Source organism: Desulfoferrobacter suflitae (genome assembly GCF_022603395.1).
Taxonomy (GTDB): Bacteria; Desulfobacterota; Syntrophobacteria; order Syntrophobacterales; family Syntrophobacteraceae; genus Desulfoferrobacter; species Desulfoferrobacter suflitae.
Window position 1 is genome coordinate 356211 of sequence record NZ_JAIBKA010000004.1, and the last position, 22840, is coordinate 379050.

At 56.3% G+C, this 22840-nt stretch carries 17 protein-coding genes; 5 read left to right on the plus strand and 12 right to left on the minus strand.

The window, feature by feature from the left end:
* Window positions 1-47 precede the first annotated feature (47 nt).
* The 9 genes from K1V27_RS09185 to K1V27_RS09225 all read right to left on the minus strand — a co-directional run bounded on the left by K1V27_RS09185 (window position 48) and on the right by K1V27_RS09225 (window position 7515).
* Complete coding sequence (locus tag K1V27_RS09185; RefSeq protein ID WP_258929567.1) at window positions 48-1520, minus strand: thioredoxin domain-containing protein; 1473 nt, start codon at window positions 1518-1520, stop codon at window positions 48-50.
* Between the two features lie 70 nt (window positions 1521-1590).
* On the minus strand, window positions 1591-3072 hold the full coding sequence (locus tag K1V27_RS09190; protein WP_258929577.1) for a cation diffusion facilitator family transporter: 1482 nt from the start codon (window positions 3070-3072) through the stop codon (window positions 1591-1593).
* A 159-nt stretch (window positions 3073-3231) separates the two neighbouring features.
* The gene (locus tag K1V27_RS09195) at window positions 3232-3744 is read right to left on the minus strand and encodes a rhodanese-like domain-containing protein (RefSeq protein WP_258929578.1); all 513 of its coding nucleotides are present in this window, start codon (window positions 3742-3744) and stop codon (window positions 3232-3234) included.
* A 50-nt stretch (window positions 3745-3794) separates the two neighbouring features.
* Window positions 3795-4184, minus strand: coding sequence for a universal stress protein (locus K1V27_RS09200; RefSeq protein WP_258929579.1), 390 nt, complete (start codon window positions 4182-4184; stop codon window positions 3795-3797).
* A complete protein-coding gene (locus tag K1V27_RS09205) occupies window positions 4177-4611 on the minus strand; it encodes an arsenate reductase ArsC (RefSeq protein WP_258929580.1) in 435 nt (144 codons plus the stop codon). Before K1V27_RS09205 ends, K1V27_RS09200 begins: the two co-directional genes overlap by 8 nt.
* Window positions 4612-4855: 244 nt before the next feature.
* Complete coding sequence (locus K1V27_RS09210) at window positions 4856-5086, minus strand: thioredoxin family protein (RefSeq protein WP_258929581.1); 231 nt, start codon at window positions 5084-5086, stop codon at window positions 4856-4858.
* Window positions 5087-5103: 17 nt separating this feature from the next.
* The gene (locus K1V27_RS09215) at window positions 5104-6405 is read right to left on the minus strand and encodes a permease (RefSeq protein WP_353740555.1); all 1302 of its coding nucleotides are present in this window, start codon (window positions 6403-6405) and stop codon (window positions 5104-5106) included.
* A 207-nt stretch (window positions 6406-6612) separates the two neighbouring features.
* On the minus strand, window positions 6613-7116 hold the full coding sequence (locus K1V27_RS09220; protein WP_258929583.1) for a thioredoxin family protein: 504 nt from the start codon (window positions 7114-7116) through the stop codon (window positions 6613-6615).
* 36 nt (window positions 7117-7152) lie between these two features.
* Entirely contained in the window at window positions 7153-7515 is a 363-nt protein-coding gene (locus K1V27_RS09225) for an ArsR/SmtB family transcription factor (RefSeq protein ID WP_258929585.1), read from the minus strand.
* A gap of 402 nt (window positions 7516-7917) precedes the next feature.
* On the opposite strand from K1V27_RS09225, the gene K1V27_RS09230 reads away from it, so the two are divergent.
* Window positions 7918-8826 carry a sulfite exporter TauE/SafE family protein gene (locus K1V27_RS09230; RefSeq protein ID WP_353740556.1) on the plus strand — a complete coding sequence of 303 codons (909 nt, stop codon included), beginning with the start codon at window positions 7918-7920 and terminating at the stop codon, window positions 8824-8826.
* A 291-nt stretch (window positions 8827-9117) separates the two neighbouring features.
* Here the strand turns inward: K1V27_RS09230 and K1V27_RS09235 are convergent, their stop codons facing one another.
* The 3 genes from K1V27_RS09235 to K1V27_RS09245 all read right to left on the minus strand — a co-directional run bounded on the left by K1V27_RS09235 (window position 9118) and on the right by K1V27_RS09245 (window position 14532).
* The gene (locus K1V27_RS09235; protein ID WP_258929587.1) at window positions 9118-9768 is read right to left on the minus strand and encodes a response regulator; all 651 of its coding nucleotides are present in this window, start codon (window positions 9766-9768) and stop codon (window positions 9118-9120) included.
* 182 nt (window positions 9769-9950) lie between these two features.
* Complete coding sequence (locus tag K1V27_RS09240) at window positions 9951-13991, minus strand: hybrid sensor histidine kinase/response regulator (RefSeq protein WP_258929588.1); 4041 nt, start codon at window positions 13989-13991, stop codon at window positions 9951-9953.
* 28 nt (window positions 13992-14019) lie between these two features.
* Window positions 14020-14532: a GNAT family N-acetyltransferase gene (locus tag K1V27_RS09245; protein WP_258929589.1), complete on the minus strand. Its 513-nt coding sequence runs from the start codon at window positions 14530-14532 to the stop codon at window positions 14020-14022.
* Window positions 14533-14999: 467 nt separating this feature from the next.
* Here K1V27_RS09245 and K1V27_RS09250 point away from each other — a divergent pair, with 467 nt between their 5' ends.
* The 4 genes from K1V27_RS09250 to K1V27_RS09265 all read left to right on the plus strand — a co-directional run bounded on the left by K1V27_RS09250 (window position 15000) and on the right by K1V27_RS09265 (window position 22835).
* Window positions 15000-18614, plus strand: a complete 3615-nt coding sequence (locus K1V27_RS09250; RefSeq protein WP_258929592.1) for a CHASE domain-containing protein — start codon at window positions 15000-15002, stop codon at window positions 18612-18614.
* A gap of 298 nt (window positions 18615-18912) precedes the next feature.
* A complete protein-coding gene (locus tag K1V27_RS09255) occupies window positions 18913-21198 on the plus strand; it encodes a PAS domain S-box protein (protein WP_258929593.1) in 2286 nt (761 codons plus the stop codon).
* A gap of 229 nt (window positions 21199-21427) precedes the next feature.
* Window positions 21428-22222, plus strand: a complete 795-nt coding sequence (locus K1V27_RS09260) for an alpha/beta hydrolase (protein ID WP_258929596.1) — start codon at window positions 21428-21430, stop codon at window positions 22220-22222.
* A 193-nt stretch (window positions 22223-22415) separates the two neighbouring features.
* Window positions 22416-22835: a universal stress protein gene (locus K1V27_RS09265; protein WP_258929597.1), complete on the plus strand. Its 420-nt coding sequence runs from the start codon at window positions 22416-22418 to the stop codon at window positions 22833-22835.
* Window positions 22836-22840 lie beyond the last annotated feature (5 nt).

Consider the following 22840-nt stretch of genomic DNA (forward strand, 5'->3'; position numbering starts at 1 on the left):
TCCTCTATCCTTTCACGCCATTGCAGATTGTCAGTTGGGCCGTTCAACTATTCAGTCGAATGCTCCTTCGTGTCTCCGGCTTGGTGTTCCCGGTTCTGTGCTTTTTGCAGGCCGGCATCGATCAATTCCTGGAACTTGTCGAGAGAAAGTGCGCCGGAATAGGGAACTCCGTTGATCACAAAAGTCGGTGTGGCATTGATCCCCGCCCTGTGCGCCGCTTCGATGTCGCTTTCGACAGCGCTCTTATATTTTTGCGAAGCGAGGCACGCGTCAAACTGGTCGGCCTTGAGACCCAGCTCGGCTGCGTATTGTTTCAGCCGCGTGGGGTTGAGCTCGTCTTGACTGCCGAACAAAAGCTCTTGGTATTCCCAAAACCTGCCCTGCTCGCCTGCGCAGCGGGCCGCCTCGGCTGCTTCCCGCGCCCATTTGTGCATGCGCAGGGGAAAATCCTTAAACACCCACCTGATCCGATCCTGGTAGTTTTCCTTGACTTTGCCCGTCACGGCGTGGGCCTTGCGGCACGCGGGGCAGAGGTAATCGGAAAACTCCACGACAGTTACGGCGGCGTCTTGCGGCCCGAGGCTGAAAGCTCCATTCGTGTCGAGGTGAGCCAGAGGCGGCTGAGGTTCTTGCAGGTTGACAACGATGTCCTGCGGTCCTGCCAAAGATCTACTGAATTCAATCACCTTCTGTTTGTATTTTTCGCCCTGCAGGTGCACCCGGATTCTCGCCTTGAGCTCTGCCTGAGATCCCTTCCAATCGAGCCATTTGGCACGATTGGCGGCATAATAGTGTTCGACCTCTTCATCGGTCACATTCACCTGTTGCCGCGGGACTGAATCGGTCACCAGCTGCTGAATGGAAACTCCACGTTCATCGGCTTCTTCTTCCAGCAATCTCTCGGTGATGATACGGTCCAGCCGATCCTTTTTCATGGCGTAGATCTGCATCTGCAGCTGGTACAGTTCCGATGCCAGGGACATTTCCAGCTCTTCTGCCGTAATGGGGCGGCCCTTCACCACGGCCACAACCGTCCGGTCCTGCCTGTTGGTTTCCATGGCGAGGGATTGATTTTCTTTGGGGATGATATAAGTTGCCAGAATGAATGCGAAGAGACTCACCGCAATGGTTTGCCACAGGCGTTCCCGGTCAAAAGAGATGAGCAAAATCAAAATGACTATCAAACAATTGATCAGGCAGAAGATGCACATGGCATGAAGCGAGACCATGATCCATAGCAGGCTCAGCTCGACGCCGAAAGCGACGGCAACCCACCAAAAAACCAAAAAATGAGCACGGTACAGCAGGAGCGCCAAAGCAACATAATAGGCGGCGCCCCAAAGCCATAACGGCAGGGTGAAAAGAGTGAATTCGGCGGTTTCGCGGCAGCCGCCCGAAAGGCTTCCGCACAGTGCGGCCAGCCATGGAATGTATTCGGCAGCTCCACTGACCACTGCCACCCCCAAACCCAGCAGACTCAGGATCAGTAACAGCTTTCCTCCGTTAAACTTTAAAGACATGCTCTTTCCTCTCACAGCGACGCTCGCAACCAAGCATCAACGCAACACTCTTTCGGGCCGCTACCACTGCTCAGCGCTCACCCTTACCGGCAATAAGCTCCCGGTAGAAGAGGTAGCCGCCCACGATTAGAAATGAACCATCCCGAATGAGATACCAGGTGGTAGCCGGGTCTCCCGCGGTGCTGGTGGTGAAGCAACCGCAGTGCACATCGAGGCCGCGCGCACTATTGAACAGCAATGCTCCGAAGAACGAGACCAGCAGCATATTGGCCAACAGCACAGTGCCGGGAAGCCATAGCCCAAAAACCAGCAACACCCCCAGCACCAACTCGAGCCATGGTAAAAGAATGGCGGTCAGGTTGACGGCTGCGTCGGGCAGAATTTGATAATTGTACACGGCCTCCGCAAATAGAATAGGGTGCCATATTTTATCGATGCTTGCAAAAATGAATATGGCTCCCAGGAGCAGCCGTGCCCAGAATTTGATGGTCTGTCGTTGAAGCCGGCGGGCTCCCGTCGAGGACGGTTTGTCTTCCACCGAAGATGGGCCGTTGTCGGGCCTTGCGCAGGACAGCTCACAGAGGATGCCGCCGTTGCCGCATGCGGCCGTTTCGAACTGCAGAATCGGGTGATCGATGCCGAAGTGATCATTCAGGTGTCTGCGAACTTTGTCCGACAGGTGGTCGACTCGGCTGAGCTGCTGGTCCGGCACGACCACGTGGCAGGAAAAGGCGACGCTGGACGAGCTCACATTCCAGGCATGCAGGTAATGAACCCCGAGGATGCCGGGCATATTTTCCAGATAATCGCGCACCCGATTGATGTCGATGGTGCTGGGGGTAGCATTCATCAGAATGCGCGTTGCTTCTTTCAGGATCGACCAGCAATTCTTGAAAATGAACAAGGCGATCAAGATCGAAAGTATCGGGTCGAGCCAGTACCAGGGTTTGAACATGAGCACCAGGCCGTTTATCAATACCACTACGGAAGTCAGAAGGTCGCCCAGCATGTGGAGAAAGGCGCCGCGCACGTTGAGATTGTGCTTGGAATCGCGGTGCAGAAGCCAGGCCGAGAGGCCGTTGCCGGCCACGCCGATGCCGGCGATGAGCGCCACCCAGCGTCCCAGCACGGCTTCGGGGTGACCCAGTCGATGCAGGCCCATGTAAATGATGAAGGCCCCTGCGCCCAGCAGCAGCGCCACGTTGATAACCGCCGCGAGGATTTCGGCACGTCGGTAGCCGAATGTGTTGCCGGTTGTAGCGCCCTTCATGCCGATACGGTTGGCCACGTAGGCGATCAACACCGCAGTGAAATCGCTGAAATTATGGGCCGCATCAGAGATCAGAGCCATACTGTGAGCATACAGCCCGCCGATTACCTGGGCGATGGGAATCAACAGATTGAGGCCGAGGGTGATCAACAGCCTGGAGCCGCTGGTGTCCCGCACATCAACGTGGCAGTGCCCGGCCAAATGGGAATGGTCGCCCTGGTCGCCATGATCATGTGATGGTTGTTCGTGCAAACAGCAAGGCGCTGCTTCTCTATGTTCCACTGATGTCCCTCTTTAAATCTGGATAGAAACCGGACCCCGTCCAGCGAATTGGGACCTGGCGCGACAACCGGGCCTCATTCTTTGGGGCTCACAATAACATATATATGAGATTCTCATGTGTTACCTCACGCTTGCCAGCATTTGAAGAACAGGCCAATGTTAAGGCTTGGAACCCGTTGCAACCGGCAGTGAATTTTCCTGCCAGAGTGTCCAGCCGTTGACCAGCACACGGACGTTGGTGTAGCCCCGATCCATCAAGGCAAGAGCCACCTCTTGACTCAAGTTGCAGCTGTCACCGTCGCAGTAGGTGATGATGAGATCCTCCCTGCCGACGTCTTGCATCACTTCGTTCATGCGCGCATCAAACTGCTCCCATGGGAGATTGCGAGCTCCCGCGATATGCCCCGCGACGTACTCCTCCGGCGAGCGCGCATCGAGCATCAAAGCCGCCTCAGCATAATAAAAAGCTTCGGCCTCCTGCAAAGAGATTATCAGGTTCTCGCCGGTTTCCAGGGTCGGCTGAGCTTCGGGTGTCCAGTCTCCAAACCAGGCCAGTCCGCCCGGGCGGAGAGCATTGACTAAAAGAGCCAAAAGGGCGCTGAAAAGAAAGATCGCCGCGGCCTGCCGCATGCCCTTCAATCCCGTAGCAATATATTCGTCTATGCGGTTCATGATCATCTCAACGGCAAGTAGCCTTATGAGCTGGTTCGGGGGAACCGGCTTCAGGCTCTTCTGGGAATCAAAATGACCGGACAGGGCGTTAGCCGAGCGATGTTACAGGCAACGCTGCCCGGCAGTATTTCCGCAAGGAGACTTTTCCCCTGAGTGCCCATGACCACCAGGGAATAGTCACCGGTCGCAAGGCATTCCATTATTTTCGACACAGGGTGCCCCTTGGAGATGATGCCATGAACCTGCAGCGCTCCCGCATTCCGCAAATCCTTCACCACCGCTTGGATCTCACTGCGTCCGGCATCCTCGGGCTGTTCCAGGACCGCCAACGGCGAGAGGTACAGGGTCTCCAGCGCATGCACCACAGTGATTTCCGCAACTCCCTTGGGTATCAGATATTGCTCACCCTGCACGTTTTGCCAATGGTTTCCGTCACTCATCACTCAGTGCTGCAGGCAGCTTCTCCACAAACGCCTTTATTTCATCGCGCACGCGCCGATAATGCAGCATGGCTTCCTGCTCGGTGGAACTGCCGGCGGCAAGCCTGGGCGGATCGTCAAACCCCACGTGCACCACTTTGGTTCCGGCAGGGAAAAAGGGGCACGACTCGTGGGCCCTGTCACATACGGTGACAACGTAGTCAAAGTCAATATGTTCGACCTCAGAGACATCCTTTGATCGATACTGCGATATGTCTATGCCGACTTCCTCCATCACCTTGACCGCCCTTGGGTCGATGCCATGCGGCTCCACCCCGGCCGAGTAGGGTTCAATGAGATCCGCCTTCAGATGTCGCGTCCATGCTTCAGCCATCTGGCTGCGGCAGGAATTCCCGGTGCATAAAAACAGAATTTTCACTTTTTCCATGCTGAATTACCTTTGTCTCTCCTCAGCGACCGCCATACGCTTCTTACAGCTCTACTGTTCAAGAAAATGCTTTTGGCTTCCAAGTAGGCTGGGTTGAGGTACGAAAGCCAACATGATCCATTGCATGGTCGGCAGTTGTTGGGTTTCGTTTCACTCAACCCAACCTTCTACAAGTCGGCCCGTTCATTTGTGGGGAGCTTTGCCAGGCACCAGCCTCCTGCTTGCCGCTTCCCGCCTGCAACCTCTAACGGATCCACCCCTTGACCTCATCCTTGGTGGGGATTTTCCCCACTGATTTGACTTCTCCGTCGATCACCACGGCCGGGGTGCCGAACACCCCATATTCGCCGATCTTAAGGATGTCGGTGACTTTTTCAATGTTGGCCTGCAAACCGGCTTCACTCACCGCTTCTTTCACCACTTTTTCCGTTTGTTGACACTTCGGGCAGCCAGGACCCAATACTTTGATTTCCATTTGCATCTCCCTTGTTATTAACGAAAATAATGCCCAAAAACCATCCCACAGATGGTGGACATGACCACGACCAGGGTCACAAAGACCGCGGTCTTCTTGGTTCCCATGACACTGCGGATCACCAGCATGTTGGGCAGGGAGAGGGCCGGGCCGGCCAAAAGGAGAGCCAGGGCCGGTCCCTTGCCCATACCCGAGCCGATCAGGCCCTGCAATATCGGCACCTCGGTCAAGGTGGCAAAATACATGAACGCCCCCACAATGGCGGCAAAGAAATTAGCGCCCAGAGAATTCCCTCCCACCAGCCCGCTCACCCACGTGGAAGGAACGAGCCCTTCCGCACCGGGCTGTCCCAAAAGCAGGCCGGCCGCCAGCACACCGCCGAACAGGAGCGGCGTGATCTGCTTGGTGAAGCCCCAGGTGGAAAGAAACCACTCCTGAGTCTCTCCGCGGGTGGTGGTGATCAGCACCGTGACCGCAATGATGCCCGCCGAGAAGGCGATCAGCGGTTCATAGGGGAAGGCGAACGCCAGGGCCGCCACAACGATGCCGGCAACCACCACCTTGACCGCCCTCACCCGAAACCAGATGTTGAGCTCTATCCCGAAGACCACCGCAAAGGCCCCCGTCAACCACCATTTAACCTCGTAAACCGCATTCCAGAAGCCCACCGGCTCGGACGGCTTGCCCCAGGTGGCGGAAATGAGCAGCCCCACCATGGTGGCAAAATAGATGACATTCTGCCACAGGGGCCGCTCGACCTCGGCGGTCGGAAAGTGCAGGGCGGCCTCGGCTTTTTGTTTTTCTTCCTTAAGGAAGGTGAGGTGCATGAGGAACCCGATCACCACAGCGAAAATAATGGCGCCGACGGCGCGGGCGATGCCGAGCTCCAGTCCGAGAATGCGCGCGGTGAGCACCACGGCCAGGATATTTATGGCCGGTCCCGAATAGAGGAAGGCAATGGCCGGTCCCAGCCCGGCGCCGCGCTTCCAGATGCCGGCAAAAAGCGGCAGCACCGTGCATGAGCAAACTGCCAGGATGGTGCCCGAAACGGAAGAGACCCCGTAGGCGATGACCTTCTTGGCATTGGGTCCCAAATAGCGCATCACCGCCGCCTGCGATACGAAGCAGGCAATCGCGCCGGCGATGAAAAAGGCGGGCACCAGGCACAGCAGTACGTGCTCCTGGGCGTACCATTTGGCCAGTGAAAGCGATTCAATAATGGCGTTGGTGAACCGCTCGCTCTCCAGGGGAAGATAGAACAGCACAAGAAAAGACCCCACGATCAGCGTCATGGGCATCCAGATGGTCTTCCAGTCGATGCGGCTCGGCTCCATTTCCTCCCGCACCTCTGCCGCATGATGGCTTGTTATGTTCCGGTCGGCAATTCGTGCATCACCCATAATCCAATCTCCTCATTCACATTGAAGCTCCAGCGTTGAACGGATAATCCACCGGCAGGATGCCGCCGGCAACTGCGCGGCGATGACCGCCAGCGTGACAATAAAACTCGTTCCCGACGCGCCCCGTTAACGACATGCAGCGGTTTCGGTCACCCACTTTTTGATGCTCTCTTTAGTCGGAACACGTCCCTTGGCCACCACCTTACCGTTGATCAACAGTGCCGGGGTCGAGACGATCCCATACTGGATAATCTCCCCGATGTCCCGAACATGCTCGAGATCGGCCGGCAGGTTCAGCTCCGTGAGGAGCTCCATGACGGTTTTCTCCAATTGATCGCACTGAGGGCAGCCCGGACCGAGAATCTTGATTTCCATTTGTCCGCTCGACTCCTCTTCATAAGACTGCCCCATGAACTTGCGGAACTCGCGCAGGAACGCCCGGCCGTATTCCGCTCTCGCGCCGGAAGGGATGTAGTTGCTCTTACCCAACTGCTCCAGCATATGTGCTTGAATTTCGCCGCTGTCCTTATCGGCGTAGGTCTCGGCCATCTCCTCCATGAGCTCCTGGATGCCAATGATACCCACCCCGAATTTCCCCACTTTGATGCGAGCCACTTTCTTCTCACTCATCGCCGGCTCCACTTTCCGTTTGAAATCGTCATATATCTATCTAGTCGGTTGAGATGATTTTTTGCAGATCGCCTCCCGTGATATGCCGGGAAGACTTGCAACAAGCTTCATGATGTCAGGGTCATCCTCCAGCCAGTGCCGCAGGTTGCCAAGCAGGGCAGCGGCATAAGGGCTGCTTTCGCCGTTGGTGAGATGATAGTTGACCCATAGGCCATCCTTTTCATACCCCACCAGTCCCGCCTCCTCCAGCACTCTCAAGTGGCTTGATACGGTCGGCTGGGAGACTTGCAGGGCCGCCTGGATCTCGCACACGCAAAGGGATTTGCGCTGCAGCAACTTGACAATCCTGACCCGATTGGAATCGGACAACGCTTTCATGATTTTTATAAATGGCTTCATGCCGGGGTCTCCTGCGCTATATATCGATGGTTAACAATACATGAATATCGACTCGGTGACAAGTGGTGCGCGCCGAATTCTTGATCAACCGGTGTCTTATGACTCCACAAAGGCCACCAGATCCCCCCCAGTATTTTTTTGCGCCATTCCAGGCAAGTGTCCATCAACAGGGGTGGTTACCACATTGCGACTTTTATCGTATTGACGTAAGGTTGCTGTCTCGGGGGACTCCCCGGCCATTGTAGATGAGGTCACGGCGGACGGAGGCCATCGTTTTCGCTGAAAGGATTTTGGATTCCAGTTTATATTGGGAGACCCCGGGCGGGCTTCAGGATAGGCATGACACAATAGAGTCGGGATGAAGACAAGGAGCGGGCAATGAACTGGGTAGACTTTCTATACGTGACATTTCCTTTGTCCGGGGTGAAAACCTGGGTGTTTTTGCCGCCCCTGGTGGCATTCATCGTATCCTTTTTCACCTCGATGGGAGGTATTTCGGGTGCTTTCCTTCTGCTCCCGTTTCAGGTGAGTGTACTGCATTACACGTCCCCCTCGGTGAGTGGTACCAACCAGGTTTTCAACGTAGTGGCGATCCCGAGCGGGGTGTATCGATACATCAAAGAAAGGAGGATGGTGTGGCCGCTCACCTGGGCGGTGATCATCGGCACCTTGCCCGGGGTGTTCATCGGCGCCTGGGTGCGCATCATGTACCTTCCCGATCCCAAAGATTTCAAACTGTTTGCGGGGCTTGTGTTACTCTACATAGGAGCCCGCCTCGCGTGGGACACTCTTAAGAGTAAGGGTGCAGGCGCGCTGGCCGGGAAAGGGGCCGGTCCCGCCGGCAGCGGAGGCATCTGGGTGAGCGATACCAAGTTTTCTCTGCATCGTGTGGAATACAAGTTCGCGGGGGAAACCTACAGCTTTTCCCCGGCTTGGGTCTTTCTCATGACCTTCGTCGTAGGGATTGTGGGCGGAATTTACGGCATTGGCGGCGGTGCCATTGTCGCGCCGTTTTTCGTAGCCATTTTTAAAATGCCGGTGTACACGGTGGCGGGAGCCGCGCTCATGGGGACCTTTATCACCTCGGTTGCCGGCGTCCTTTTCTACCAGTTGCTGGATTTGTACCTGAACACCTCCATGTCGGTAGGACCCGACTGGGTGTTGGGCGCCCTGTTCGGTGTCGGAGGCTTCTGCGGCATGTACCTCGGAGCGCGCTGCCAGAAATACGTTCCCGGTCGAGTGATCAAGCTGATTCTGTGTGTCTGTATTCTGTTTGTGGCGGTCAGGTATGTGATCGGATTCTTTGCGTGAGCTCATGCTTCGGCGGGAATCCGGAAAAAACTGAAAGCCGGAAATTTGGAAAGGCGTTTTTTGAGTAGGCCGGGGTGCGATTGCAAGGAGCTCCCTGACATGACCCTGTGTCGGGGAGTGCTGCACACACCCCGACCTGCCAGGGATCGGATGCCTGTTCCCAAAGCGTTTCCAAAATTGCGGAATACCGGATTTGATCCTTAACAAGTATAATTACAGCGCCACACAATTCGGCGGCTTACGCCATAGCAAGTCCGTCGCATTTTGGACACTCGATTGTGTGGAGCTGCTCTAATCTTCGGACCGGCACACTTTCAGTCGATCATACAGGTCCGGATACAGGATCTTGACGCATCGGGGGCAGAGAGCGTGAGAAAACTCGGCTTCCGAGTGCTCCCTGATATAGATCTCGATCTGATGCCAGTAGCCCTGATCATCTCTAATCTTTTTGCAGTGGGCACAGATAGGCAAAAGTCCCGTCAGCTGCTTCACTTTCGAGAGCGCTTCCTCAAGCTGTGCGTTCTTTTCTTCAAGACTCCTTTGGAGACTCCTCAAACGCAGATGAACCTGGATTCTGGCCAAAACTTCCTCTTCCTGGAAGGGCTTGGTGATGTAGTCAATCCCTCCCAGCGAAAGGGCCTTGACCTTGTCGATCACGTCGTGGAGCGCACTGAGGAAAATCACCGGGATCTGTCGAGTGATGTCATCGGCTTGCAGCGCTTGCATGACTTCAAAGCCGTCCATTCCCGGCATTTTGATATCCAACAGGATGAGGTCGGGCGGGTTGGATCTGGCGTACTTGACGGCCCGGGCGCCGTCCGGAGCGCAGCGCACCGTGAGCCCGCGGGCCCCCATAATTTGTCTCAGGAGGTGTAGATTGGCAGGTGTGTCGTCGACCACCAAAATGGTCGCTTCCGGTGTTTCGTGAGCAATGGCATGCATACCATTAAAACCCGTGGATAGTGTGGTTTGCAGACGATGTTGCCACAACAGGGCAGTCGTTATGGCCGATCGGGCTCCGGAGCATGAGGCAACCCTGCCGGGAACGTCAGACGGTCGGTATCGGAGTGTGCGGCATCGAGCCTCATGGCTCTCCCACGTTAACCTGCGCGGGACTCGGAGCTCTACTCATGTCTCTTTTGGACATACTCAACTATTTTATCATACTCAAAATGATTCACCAAAACCAGCAGGGCTTCAGCCAGCGCCTCGTGGATCGGGCGAACTTCCTCTATCATTTCCCGCAGCAGATCATCGTCGAGTTGGTCAATGGCCCGTTGTAGACGCTCTGGAAAATCCGCCGGGAGCAGCGCCAAAGCTTCAGGGTTGAGAGTCTCGCCGGCGTCCCGAAAAAGACTGCGGCTTTCCCGTCCTTCCCCATAGAGGAAGCGCACTCCGAGGAATTTTTGCAGCAAGTTGAAGACCTCGCCCTCGCGAAACGGTTTGCGCACAAAATCGTCACAGCCTGCCGAAAGGATGGCGCTCCGATCTTCTTCGAAAGAAGAGGCTGAAGAGGCGATCACGGGCGTCTTTTGCCCATTGGCCGTAGCCTTGATCTGCCGGGTTGCTTCATAGCCGTCCATGACGGGCATGCGCATATCCATCCAGATCAGGTCGGGATGCCAGCTCTGCCAGAGTTCAAGGGCGTCGCGGCCGTTGGCCGCTTCCCGGACAGCGAAACCAAGCGGTCTCAGGAGCTCGATGAGGAGCTGGCGATTGTCGGAGCGGTCATCGACAATCAGAATGCGATAACAGGGTTGCCCTGGTTGCAGCCCGATGACCCGGGGCTTCACTCCTTTGCCTTCGAGACCGGCGCCGCTGACTATCTGTAGGTGAGTCCGGAAGGTGAACACGGAGCCACGGCCCAATTCACTGGTAACCGTAAGATCTCCCCCCATCATGCGAGCAAACTTGCGACTGATCGCCAGCCCCAATCCTGTTCCCTGCTCGCACTGTCTGCCGGTCGAGACCTGAGCAAACGCTTCGAACAGCGTTTCCAAATCAGCGTGCGGAATGCCCGGTCCGGTATCCTCGATGTGGCAGCAGAGTTCAACCCGTGCCGGGGATGTGCTCATTTGACCCTGTCCCCGGAGCGCTTCCCCCTCGCCTTCATGGACGAAAACGCGCAGGGTAACACTCCCCGTCGCAGTGAATTTGAAGGCGTTATGCAGCAGGTTGAGAAGCACCTGACGGATTTTTACCTCATCGCCGCGCACATATCTCGGAATGCGGGGATCTCGTTCACACAGCCACTGGAGCTGCTTTTCATCGGCCTTAAAGCGGAACAGGTCTTCCAGATCATCCAGCAGCCGAGGCAGATCGAAGTCGCACTCGTTCAACATCATCCGGCCGGCTTCAATCTTTGACAAATCGAGCACCTGGTTGATGAGATCGAGGAGATGTTCCCCGCTGCGATTGATCACCCTCAGATTCTCCCGCTGTTCGGGAGGAAGCTGCGCGCTGTTGTAAACCAATCCGGCGAACCCGAGAATGGCGTGCAGGGGAGAGCGAAGTTCGTGGCTCATATTGGCGAGAAAGGTGCTTTTCGCCTGGTTGGCGACTTCCGCCGCTTCTTTCGCCCGTTCCAGCTCCCTGGTTCGTTCAGCCACTTGCGCTTGCAGTTGGCGGTTGTAATCCTGGATGGTTTTGACCCGCCAGCGATAGCCGCCAAAGGCAAAACCCAGCAGCGTCAGCAGCACCAGGGCATGAAACCAGTCGGTTTTCCACCATGGTGCCGCAACCACCACGTTGAGGGACACCCCCTCCTCATTCCATACTCCGTCGTTATTGGAAGCAATGATACGCAGCACATATCTGCCCGGCGGCAGGCTGGAGTATCTCCCGAATCGCTTTTCCCCCGCGGCGTACCAGTCTTGGTCAAATCCTTCGAGCATGTATTTGTACTGGTTTTTTTCCGGAGTCGTGTAGTTCAGAGCGACGCACTCGAATTCAAAATAGTTGTCTTTCCAGTTCAGCGTGACGTCCTTGAGCCTGGGGGGAATCTTGTTGTTGTCCCAATTGACCGCTTCGCCGCCCTGGGTCAGAGAAGTCAACACAACCGGCGGCACGTACGGATTGCTCACCAGCCTGTCGGGGTAAAAGCGGTTGACTCCGTTGGTGCCGCCAAACCAGATGGCGCCGTCTGTGCTCCTGAGAGCGCTGGCATGCAGGAATGCATCCCCCTGCAGTCCGTCACTTCGGGTGTAGTGCTTTTCAACCCTCTCGGTTGCGGGATTGAACTGTACGATCCCATCATTGGTGCTTAACCACAGGTGCCCCCGATGGTCCTCGATGATGCCGTTTACTTCAGTGGGCACGCCATGTTTCCTTTGATAATGGACAAAAATCCGGTTGCGGCTGTCGAATCGGTTGAGTCCCCCGCCCTTCGTGCCGATCCACAAGCTCCCGCTCTGGTCGCGATAGATGGCCGCGATGGCGTCGCACGAAAGGCTGTTTGGGTCGCCGGGATCAGCCGCATAGTGCGTGAACTTTTCGGTTTTTGGGTCGAACCGGTTCAGTCCTCCGCCGTAGGATCCACCGAGCCAGATCACCTCATCCTGATCATCGTAAAACACTTCCTGAACATAGGTGTTGCTCGGCCCGTTCCGGGGGTGCTCCGGATCGGGCTTATAGAATGTGAAGGTTGCGGATTGCTTGTCGAATTTGGCCAGGCCCGCCATGTGGGTCCCCAGCCAGAGAATGTGCGGATACTGGCGGGGGACTTCAACGATTTTTGTGAAGCTCTCCGCCTCGGCGGCATAGCGAGAAATGACTTTGCCCGTTTGCCTGTCCAATTGCGTCAGGGGTCCGACGTACAGACAAACCCAGAAGTCGCCCGACGAGTCCTCATATGTGCTGAGCACATGATCCGCATCCAGGCTGTCGGGGGCGTCGGGAGCGTGCGTGTAGCGCGTGAAGGTGCCGGTGTTCCGGTCGAAGCGGTTGAGTCCCTTCTGCGTCCCGATCCAAATCACTCCCTGCCGGTCTTCGTAGATGTGGTTTGCTGCACTGTCGCTCAAACTGCCGGGGGCGTTCGGCTTGTGCTGAAAGAGCGCAAAGCGCTGACGGTTCTTGTCTATCTTATCCACCTTGCCCGAATAGGTGGTGATCCACAAGATTCCCGAACGGTCCTCGTAGACATTGACCACCAGGTCGTTGGCCAGACTGTCGGGAACGTTGGGATCGTTCCTGTAGTTGGTGAAGGTTTCGGTTTTTTTGTCGAACAGGGTCAGTCCATTGTTGGTGACATATCCGCCAAGCCACAGCCTGCCTTTGCCGTCATCGTAAATGAGGGCGACCTCGCCGCGGGTTCGCTCGACGGAGTAGTTGGTGAAAGTCCCGGTGCGCGTGTCAAACTTATCGAGCCCGTCTTCCGGGGTCCCGATCCACAGGATGTCGGGATCGTCCTTATCCTGGATCAGGGCATCGACATTGTTGCCGCGGGCGCTCAAGCTGTTTGGATCGCCGGGATCATGTAGATAGTGGGTGAAGGTTCCCGAGTCTTTGGCAAACTTGTCCAATCCTCCCCCATAGGTCCCAACCCAGAGAATATTGCCGTCACGACGGTCCTCGATGATCCTCCAGACATCTGGAAAGTTGATGCCTTCGGGGTTGCCGGGATCATGTTCGAAGCGGGTGAATGTGCCGGTGTTTTTGTCGAATTTGTTTAATCCCCCGCCGGCCGTGGCCAGCCACAGAATGTTCGGCGCGTTCGTGTCTTGAACAATGTCCTGGACGGTATTGTTGCCGAGACTTCGCGCATTATCCGGATAGTGCTGATACCAGGTGAAGGTCTCCGTGGCCTTGTCGAAGCGATTCAAACCCCCGGACGTTCCGATCCAGAAAACCTCCGGGTCTTCAAAATCTTGGACAATTCTCCAAACATTGCCGTTGGATAACCCTTTGGGTCCGGCTCCGAAGTTCTTGAGCTCATAGCCGTCGTAGCGGAAAAAGCCCCCGCCGTCAGAGCCTATCCAGAGGAAGCCGTCGTTGTCCTGGAGAAACGTTTGTCCGCCCGGTACTCCCAGGTTGAAGGCATGATCGAATTTAAGGTCGTTGAACTCGGCGCCGTTGCGAGCTTGAGCGTGCACCCCGGCAGCGCCGGCCGCAAGGCATAGCGCAACCGCCAGCAGGGCAACACTCCACAAAGATGTTGGAAACTTCATACTGCTTTATTCTCCGGCGGAAGGTAGTCTACCGACAGGGGTTGCTGACAAATCTTTGCCTCATGACCGGTCCGTAATAGGCATCATCCACCAGATCCTCTTGATACTCTCCAGCGCAATATTCCCCAATGACTCTCCGCCAGAAGGCCACCGCCCAATCGGCTTTGACCATCTGCCGCACCTGCCAATGCCCATGGTACCGGGCGAAAACGCGAAGGGCCATGTGTCGGCCGATTCCGTGCCTGCGATGGGTCGGGATGACGTAGAATTCGGCCACATCATAGCTCTGGTCCAGGAACCCCAGGACCACGAAGCCGATGGGAATATTGTCTTCATAGAAAAGATAGCCGAAGTGAGGCTCTCTGCAGATGGTATCCAGCTTATACTTTCCGTTCTCTTCCGGAAACTTGCCGGTAACCGGAGAGAATTCCGCCTCATAGGCCTGGGCAAGATTCTCGTAGACATGGTGATTCGAGTCTTCGATGGGAACCATTCTGGTTATGACGCTATCGGTCACGTTCTCCAGGTGATGCCTGTCCATGGTGTAACTTTCCGATCTTCCTTCGAACAAAGTCAAGCGGCCGGGTATAAGCCAGAACCAGGGGGATGTTGCCATAACCTTTAGCAGCGTGTGACGAAAAACACAAACAGTTTATGCTTTTTTTCTGCCGCGCGCAAGGCGCATCTGCTGACATATCGGTGTCGAACTGCCGGCCATGCGGCTGGAAATGAAGGTGACTTGAATCCGCTTGCTGTTGCATGGGGGTTCTGGTACAGCTTTGGCTGGAAGGCCTTCTCTCAAGGGTCTCGTTGCAGGGGCGCGGTTCTTTTTAAGAACCGTGCTGGATTCCAGAGGGTCATGCTCCTTTCCAAGAAAGGAAGTCAGTCAACAGAAAAAACAACGCGATCGTTTCTCTTCCGGTGGCGGAACACCCTGTTTTTTGGGGTAGATTTGGCTTGATGCAGGTCTCCGAATAGAGATGCCCCCTAACGGCCTGGAATGCTCTTATGAACAATGACGCACGACCTAAAGAACTGAACGGGAGCAAGCGGCGTATCCTTATTGTACTGGCGGTCATGCTTGTCGTTGGCGGATTGTTTACGTGGGACACGGTGAATCGAACGGATCGGCAAATGCGCCAAAATCTGCTCTTCAAGGCCCGGCTTGTGGCAGACACTGTCAATCTCCGGAACCTTCGGGCGCTTTCCGGAACGGCTGCGGATTTCAACAAGCCGAGCTACCTTCGGCTCAAACACCAGTTCGCCTGTGTCAGGGCGAGCGACCAAAAGTGCCGATTCCTTTACCTAATGGGCCGAAGGGAGGATGGCAGCGTGTTCTTTTTTGTGGACAGCGAACCCGTCGGCTCAAAAGATGAATCACCCGCCGGCCAGACATTTGACGAGATCACAGCTGAGGATCTACGTCCTTTTGAGGAGAAGATTGCGCTCACCCCGGGTCCCACCGCCGACCGCTGGGGCACATGGGTCAGCGCGCTGGTTCCCATTGTCGACCCCGAAACCGGCGACCTGCTTGCGGTTCTGGGCGTTGACTATGATGCCCGGGACTGGAGTCAACTGCTTGTGAGGGCTTCACTGCCTCCGATGCTGTTCACTCTCACCATGACCGCAATGTTTGTGGGCGGGTCCGTTCTGCTCGCTCGCCATGGCCGCACCACTGCTTTGGCCGCACGCAGATCGCGCTGTCTGGAGCCGATCCTCACGGTTGCCGCGGCGGGATTGTTCTTGACCGTTTTGGTCGCCTGGCTGGCCCATCAAAAAGAAGCCGAGGCGCGCTACAATGCCTTTCAACAATTGGCGTACGGCAAGACAGCGGAGATTGCAGAAACTCTCTATACCTTGCGTAATGTCGAATTAGAAGCCATCGCGCGCTATTTCGAGTCGAGCGATTACATCAGCCCCAGAGAATTCCGGGATTATACCCGTTATCTGGTGGAGAATCGGGCGGTCCGGGCTTGGGGATGGAGTCAGTCCGTGCGCGCAGAGGACAAAGAGAAAATAGAATCGCGGGAGCTGGCTGCGGGAGTGACACAATTTGTTATTTGGCAAGGGGGGGACCATGGCAAACGCACTGTTGCTGCGGGGCGTGATGTTTACTACCCTGTCACGCGGGTGGCGCCCTTTGAGGAGAACCAGGGTCTCCTGGGTTACGATCTCGGTTCTGAGCCGTTGTGCCGCAAGGCTTTGGAAGAGGCCATGCGCACCGGTTTTCCAGCCTGCACCGATCCTCTCACCCCGGTTCAGGGAACGGATGATGAGAAAGCCGCCCTGGTGTTTCATCCCGTCTTCAGCGAGGACGGACCCGCGCGGTTGCTCGGGTTTGCCACGGCCACATTGCGGATGGGCGATGTGCTGAAAAGTGCACATTCCGATAGAGTCGCGTTTCTGGATCTCACCATGGGACGTCCGGATGGTCCGGGAGAGTTCCTCGCTGCGTCATGGAGTGACGGCGACCGCGCGGATTGCGGGTTATCTGTAACGCGCCCCATCTTTGTCTTCGGAGAGGTTTTTCTGGTGACGGCCCATGCAGGACCGGCTTTTCTGAGCCTGTATCCCGACAAGACGGGGTGGTTGACAGCAGCGGCGGGAGTAATGCTCACCACCTTGCTGGTCGTGCTGACGGGCATCGTATACCGGGAGCGGGAGCTGTTGGAAGAGATGGTCTCGGTGCGCACCCGCCAACTGGAGGAAGCGCGAGATCGGATTGAACTGGCCGTACAGGGTGCCGACTTGGGAACGTGGGACTGGAATGTGCAAACCAACGAGGTCATTTTCAACGAAAACTGGGTGCGCAAGCTCGGGCTCACGCTTGATGAGACCCGCCAGAGGGCGAATGCGTGGAAAGAGATGGTCCACCCCGACGATCTGCCTGCGGTGATGAAGGCCATGGCCGCTCACATCAAGGGGGAGACCGGTTCATATGACATGGAACATCGTTTGCGCCACAAGGCCGGCCATTATATCTGGGTGCTTGTCAAAGGCCGCATGCTGAAACGCGACGCTGACGGTAACCCCCTGCATGTTTGTGGAACGTATCTTGACATCACCCAGCGCAAGCACACGGAAGAGGCCTTGGTGGCCAATGAAGAGCGGCTGCGCATGCTGATCGACACGCTGCCCGATCTCATCTGGCTGAAAGATCCAAAAGGGGTCTATGTGACCTGCAACCAGAGATTTGAACGTTTTTTTGGATCAGCAGAATCTCAGATCATAGGCAAGACGGATTATGACTTTTTGCGCCGGGAACAGGCGGACTCCTTCAGGGACAAGGATGAAGCGGTCATCGCTGCGGGCAAACCCGGTGTGAGCGAAGAAGAGATCACCTATGCCGACGGCCACAGGGAGCTGGTGGAAACCATCAGGACGCCCATCTACGATTCTCGAGGCAAAATAGCGGGCGTTTTGGGCATTGGCCGCGACATCACCGAGCGGCGTCGTATGGAGCAGGAGCGGCATAAATTGCACGGGCAACTGCTCCAAGCTCAGAAGATGGAGGCAGTCGGTCGCCTGGCGGGGGGCGTGGCGCACGATCTGAACAACCTGCTTTCCCCAATCATCGGCTACGGCGAAATGCTGTTGGCGGACCTGGGCGTCAATGACCGAAGCACAGGACCATTGAGCCAAATACTGCGCGCGGCATTTCGAGCCCGCGACCTGGTGCGACAGTTGCTCTCCTTCAGCCGCAGACAGCCCCTGGAGTTCAAGCCGGTGGATGTCAACCGAACCATTGAAGACTTCAAAAACCTGCTGCTGAGAACCATTCCGGAGGACATCGAAATCACGCTCGTTACGTCACCCGATATCAGTCCGGTATTAGCCGATGTCGGACAGATCGAGCAGGTGATCATGAATCTGGCGGTCAACGCCGCCGATGCCATGCCGGGCGGAGGCAAATTGACCATCGAAACCGCCATGACGGAGCTGGACGAGCGGTCCGCGGCAGCGCGGCCTGATATGAAGCCGGGCAGGTATCTCATGTTGGCCGTCAGCGATACGGGACGCGGTATGGACGCGGCAACCTGCGAGCGCATTTTCGAGCCGTTTTTTTCCACTAAAGGTGAACGGGGCACGGGACTTGGCCTGGCCACCGTGTTCGGGATCGTCAAGCAGCACGGAGGCAATATCTGGGTCTACAGCGAACCGGGCAAAGGGACCACCTGCAAGATCTATCTGCCGGTTTTGCGGGAAGGGCCCGCAGAGGAGACGGAAACGGAGCAAACAGCCGGTGATATGGCCGGCACTGAGACAATTCTGCTGGTTGAGGACGACGAAGAGGTGCGCAGGCTCGCCGGCGCGATTCTTGAGCGGAAGGGCTATACAGTACTCTCGGCCGAAAATGGTCCGGCTGCTTTAACCGTGCTGCAATCTCACGAAGGTCCCCTGCACCTGTTGCTGACCGACGTGGTCATGCCCGGCATCAACGGCAAGGAACTTTATCTTGAAGTGTCCAAACAGCATCCCAGCATAAAAGTGCTTTACATGTCCGGCTACACGAACAACGTGATCGCCCACCGGGGGGTTCTTGAATCCCGGGTTCCCTACCTGCAGAAACCATTCACCATTCAGGCCCTGGCTGCCAAAGTGCGGGAGGTGATCGACCGATGACATTCTGCCCCAAAGGGGCAGGCTGTCAGGCACAGATCGCGAAAAGGCAGCCTGACCCGGCGTTATGATTATTCGACCGTTGCTGAACAGACCGCCTGCGTGGTGGAACGTTCTTTGTTTGACAACTGACCCGGGTAAATATGAGAATAATCTATTCGGCCCGATGGCTTGACACCGTCAACCAGTCGGCTGGAATCAAGTCTTGCTTTGATTGCGTGGGGCAGGGCAATTTGAGTGCAGCAAGCGCCTCAAACGGTGAAGCAGATCATCCGGCGGATGCCAAGGTGGTGAGGAAACCATGAAAGAACAGCACGAGGGTGCGTCCCGCAAAACCGATAAGGACGTTCTGCTCGAACAGCGCACGTACGAACTGCGCCAATGTGAGGTCGACCGCAGCCAAACCGAGCAGAAACTGCAGGAGCAGAATGCTTTGTTGGCCGCCATCGGCCAGGCCCAGGACCTGTTCATCTCAGGCCATGATCCGAGGCAGGTCTACAACCAGTTGCTCGACATCCTGGTGAACGCCACCGGCAGTGCTTTCGGATTCCTCGATGAGGTTTTGTGTGACGCGTCCGGCAACAGGTTTCTAACGGTTCTTGCTTTGTCGGACATTTCCTGGGACGCTGCAAGCAAACTCCTGTACGAGGAATTGCAGGGGCAACGATTCGAAATACACCAAATGAACAACCTGGCCGGCGCGCCGGTAATCACAGGGCGAACCATCATCGCCAACGACCTTCGCCATGACCCTCGGTCCAAGGGAACTCCCCCGGGACATCCGCCCCTCATCCGCTATATGGGCATTCCCCTCTATTTCGGCGACGAAATTATCGGTGTGCTGGGGGTAGCCAACCGCCCGGACGATTACGCCGAAGCCATTGCGGATTCCATTGAGCCCCTCATCAAGGCCTGCACCGCATTGATCTGGGCGGACCGGGCGGACCGGGCGAACCGGCGCGAACGGGAGAACCTGGCTGCCTTGAGGGCGAGTGAAGAAAAGTACCGGCGACTTGCCGAAAACATGTCGGACGTGGTCTGGACCGCCGACTTGAATCTGCGCACGACCTATGTCAGTCCCTCGATCGAGCGGATGGTGGGGGAACCGGCGGAAGCTCATCTGCAGAGAACCATGGAAGAAAAGTTTCCGCCGGATTCTCTCAAAAAGCTGCAGGCGATTTTTGTCGAAGAACTGGAGAAGGAAGAAGATCCGCATTGTGACAAGGATCGCACGCGACTGATTGAGGTGCAGCACTATCGGGCCGATGGTAGCCTCATGTGGATTTCCTTTCACGTATCCTTCGTACGGGATGCGAATGGAATTCCGGTCGGTTTCCAGGGGGTGACGCGAGAAATCACCGCGTGCAGGCGCATGCAGGAAGAGCAGCGGAAGCTGCGGGAAAGGCTTTCCCAGGCGGTGGAAATTGCCCGTCTGGGCTACTGGGAATATGACGTGGCCAGGGACCTGTTTATCTTCGACGATGCATTTTATCGGATTTTCCGCACCACCGTCGATCAGGTCGGTGGCTATAACCTTTCGCCCCAAGAGTATGCGGAACGATTCGTTCATCCCGACGACCGCAACATGGTGGCGGAAGAAGTGCAAAGGGCCATCGAGGCGACGGACGCGGACTACAGCAGACAACTCGAGCACCGAATGGTATATGCCGACGGAGCAATCGGCCATATCAATGTTCGATTCTTTGTCGTCAAGGATGAACAGGGCAGGACCGTGAAAACCTATGGCGTCAACCAGGATATTACCGAGCGCAAGCAGGCGGAAGCCGAACGTGAGAGGCTGCAGGCCGAGCTGCTCCAGGCCAGGAAGATGGAGTCGGTGGGGCGATTGGCGGGTGGCGTGGCCCACGAGTTCAACAACATGCTGGGCGTGATTATTGGCTACACGGAAATGGCCCTGGACGAGGTCGATGCGCACCAGCCACTGCGCGCGAGCCTGCAGGAGATCTTGACGGCTGCCCGGCGCTCGGCCGGCTTGACTCAGCAACTGTTGGCCTTTGCCCGCAAGCAGCCGGTGAGTCCGCAAGTGCTGGATTTGAACGATACGGTGGAAGGAATGCTGAGGATGCTGCGGCGGCTCATGGGCCAGGACATGGACCTGCAGTGGCTGCCCGGCACCAGGCTGTGGCCGGTCAAGATTGATCCTTCGCAGTTGGACCTGATCCTCACCAATTTGTGCGCAAATGCGCGGGATGCTATCCAGGGGGCCGGGCTGGTGCAGATTCGAACCACAAACAGCGTCGTGAATGCGGCCTTCTGCGCTGCTCATCCGGAGCTTGCTCCGGGCGAATATGCGGTTCTGAGTGTAGCCGATAACGGCTGCGGTATGGACCGGGAGACGCAGGAGCGTCTTTTCGATCCCTTCTTCAGCACTCGAGATGTGGGCCAGGGAACGGGTCTGGGGCTGGCCACGGTCTATGGAATCGTCAAGCAGAATCAGGGGTGTATCAAAGTGATGAGTGAGCCCGGCAAGGGGTCGGTGTTTGAGATTTATCTGCCGCGCCACAGGGACGTAATCCACGCTCTGTCGGCGACCCCGAAGCAGGCCGGCGCGGGTCCGGTTTGCTGAGCTCAGACGCGGTTGTGGACGAGTCATGCCGACGCTGGGATTGCACCAAGCCGGCTGTCGTCTTTAAGAAAATCAATTTGGTTTCCAGGCAGGCTGGGGTCGAAGTACGAAACCCGGCAAAACAGGCGTTGGGTTGAGTCACTCGAACCGCGGGACTCAACCCAACCTGCGACTGGCCCGTTGTGGCGAGATTGAGATTGCAGGAAACCGATCATATGGTGGAACTGGTATGCAAGAAAAGGGAACAGTCTTTTTTCCGGAGCGAATTCTTGAAGCAACCCCCAAAGATTACGGCCTGGGATCCTATGAGGATGTGTTTTTCCCGGCTACCGACGATACCCGGCTGCATGGGTGGCTGGTGGACGGTCCCGATCACCGGGCCGTGCTGTTGTGGTTTCACGGCAATGCAGGAAATATCAGCCACCGACTGGACAATTTGCAGATGCTCCACAAGGCCCTGCGGATACCCATCTTCCTATTCGATTATCGCGAGTACGGATTGAGTGAAGGCACCATATCCAAAGCGGGCACTTTCCTGGATGCCCAGGGGGCCTACCGATTCCTCACGGAGGAGAGGGGATTTGCACCCTCCTCTGTGATGCTCCTGGGACGTTCGCTGGGAACCGCCCTGGCGGTTTTTGTGGCGAGCCGAAAACATGTGCTGGGGGTCGTGCTGGAAGCGGCATTCACGTCGACCGACGACATGATGAAGCTGCATTTCCCCATGTACAAACCCGAAGCGGTTGGGAACAATAAATATGACAACCTGGCGCTCATCGGTTTGATTCAATCCCCCATTCTCTTTATCCACGGGCAGCTCGATCGGACCATTCCAATTGCCATGGCCAGAACCCTGCATGCACAGGCCCGGGCTCCCAAGTACCTGTACGAGATTGCCGGAGCCGGACATAATGATACCTACCTGGTGGGCGGCCGCAAATACCAAACAGTGTGGCGGCAGTTCCTGGCAAAGTGCCTGCAAAGAAAGCAGTGTGCTTCTCATGCCTCTGAGCCGCTGCGCTGAGTGCTTTCATGCTTGCCGGTGACCCCGCTGAACCTGGCGGGGGTTTAAAGAGGACTGCAGGGAGATTATCATTCAAAGGGTGTGGTGGATGAATTCGCTCTTCACCCGTTGGAGAAATTACGGGCGGGTTCCACTAAAATTGGATCAGTCAACATGGCTTGATGGTCCATAGGGCTATTGCGGAGGTAGTTGCATGTTCAAACACATTCTGGTCCCCACTGACCTGACTGAAAAAACGATGCAGGCACTCAGCATCGCGGTGAAAATGGCTTTGAACGATGGCAGTAAGATCACTCTGTTGCATGTGATTGAAATGATAGAGGACTCGGAATTCGAAGAGTTCGAAGATTTTTATGAGAAGCTGAAGAAACGAGCGCAAAAGAAAATGGGCGAAATGACCGGGGAATACGAGGACAAGCCATTGGCCATAGGCAGCAAAATTGTTTACGGCAAAAGGATTCGAGACATTGTCAGATTTGCCGAGGGCAACAATATCGATTTGATCGTTTTGAGCTCTCACCGGGTGAGCGTTGACAATGCACCCCAGGGATGGGGCACCATCAGCTACAAGGTGAGCATCCTGTCGCACTGCCCGGTCATGCTGGTCAAGTGAGCCTC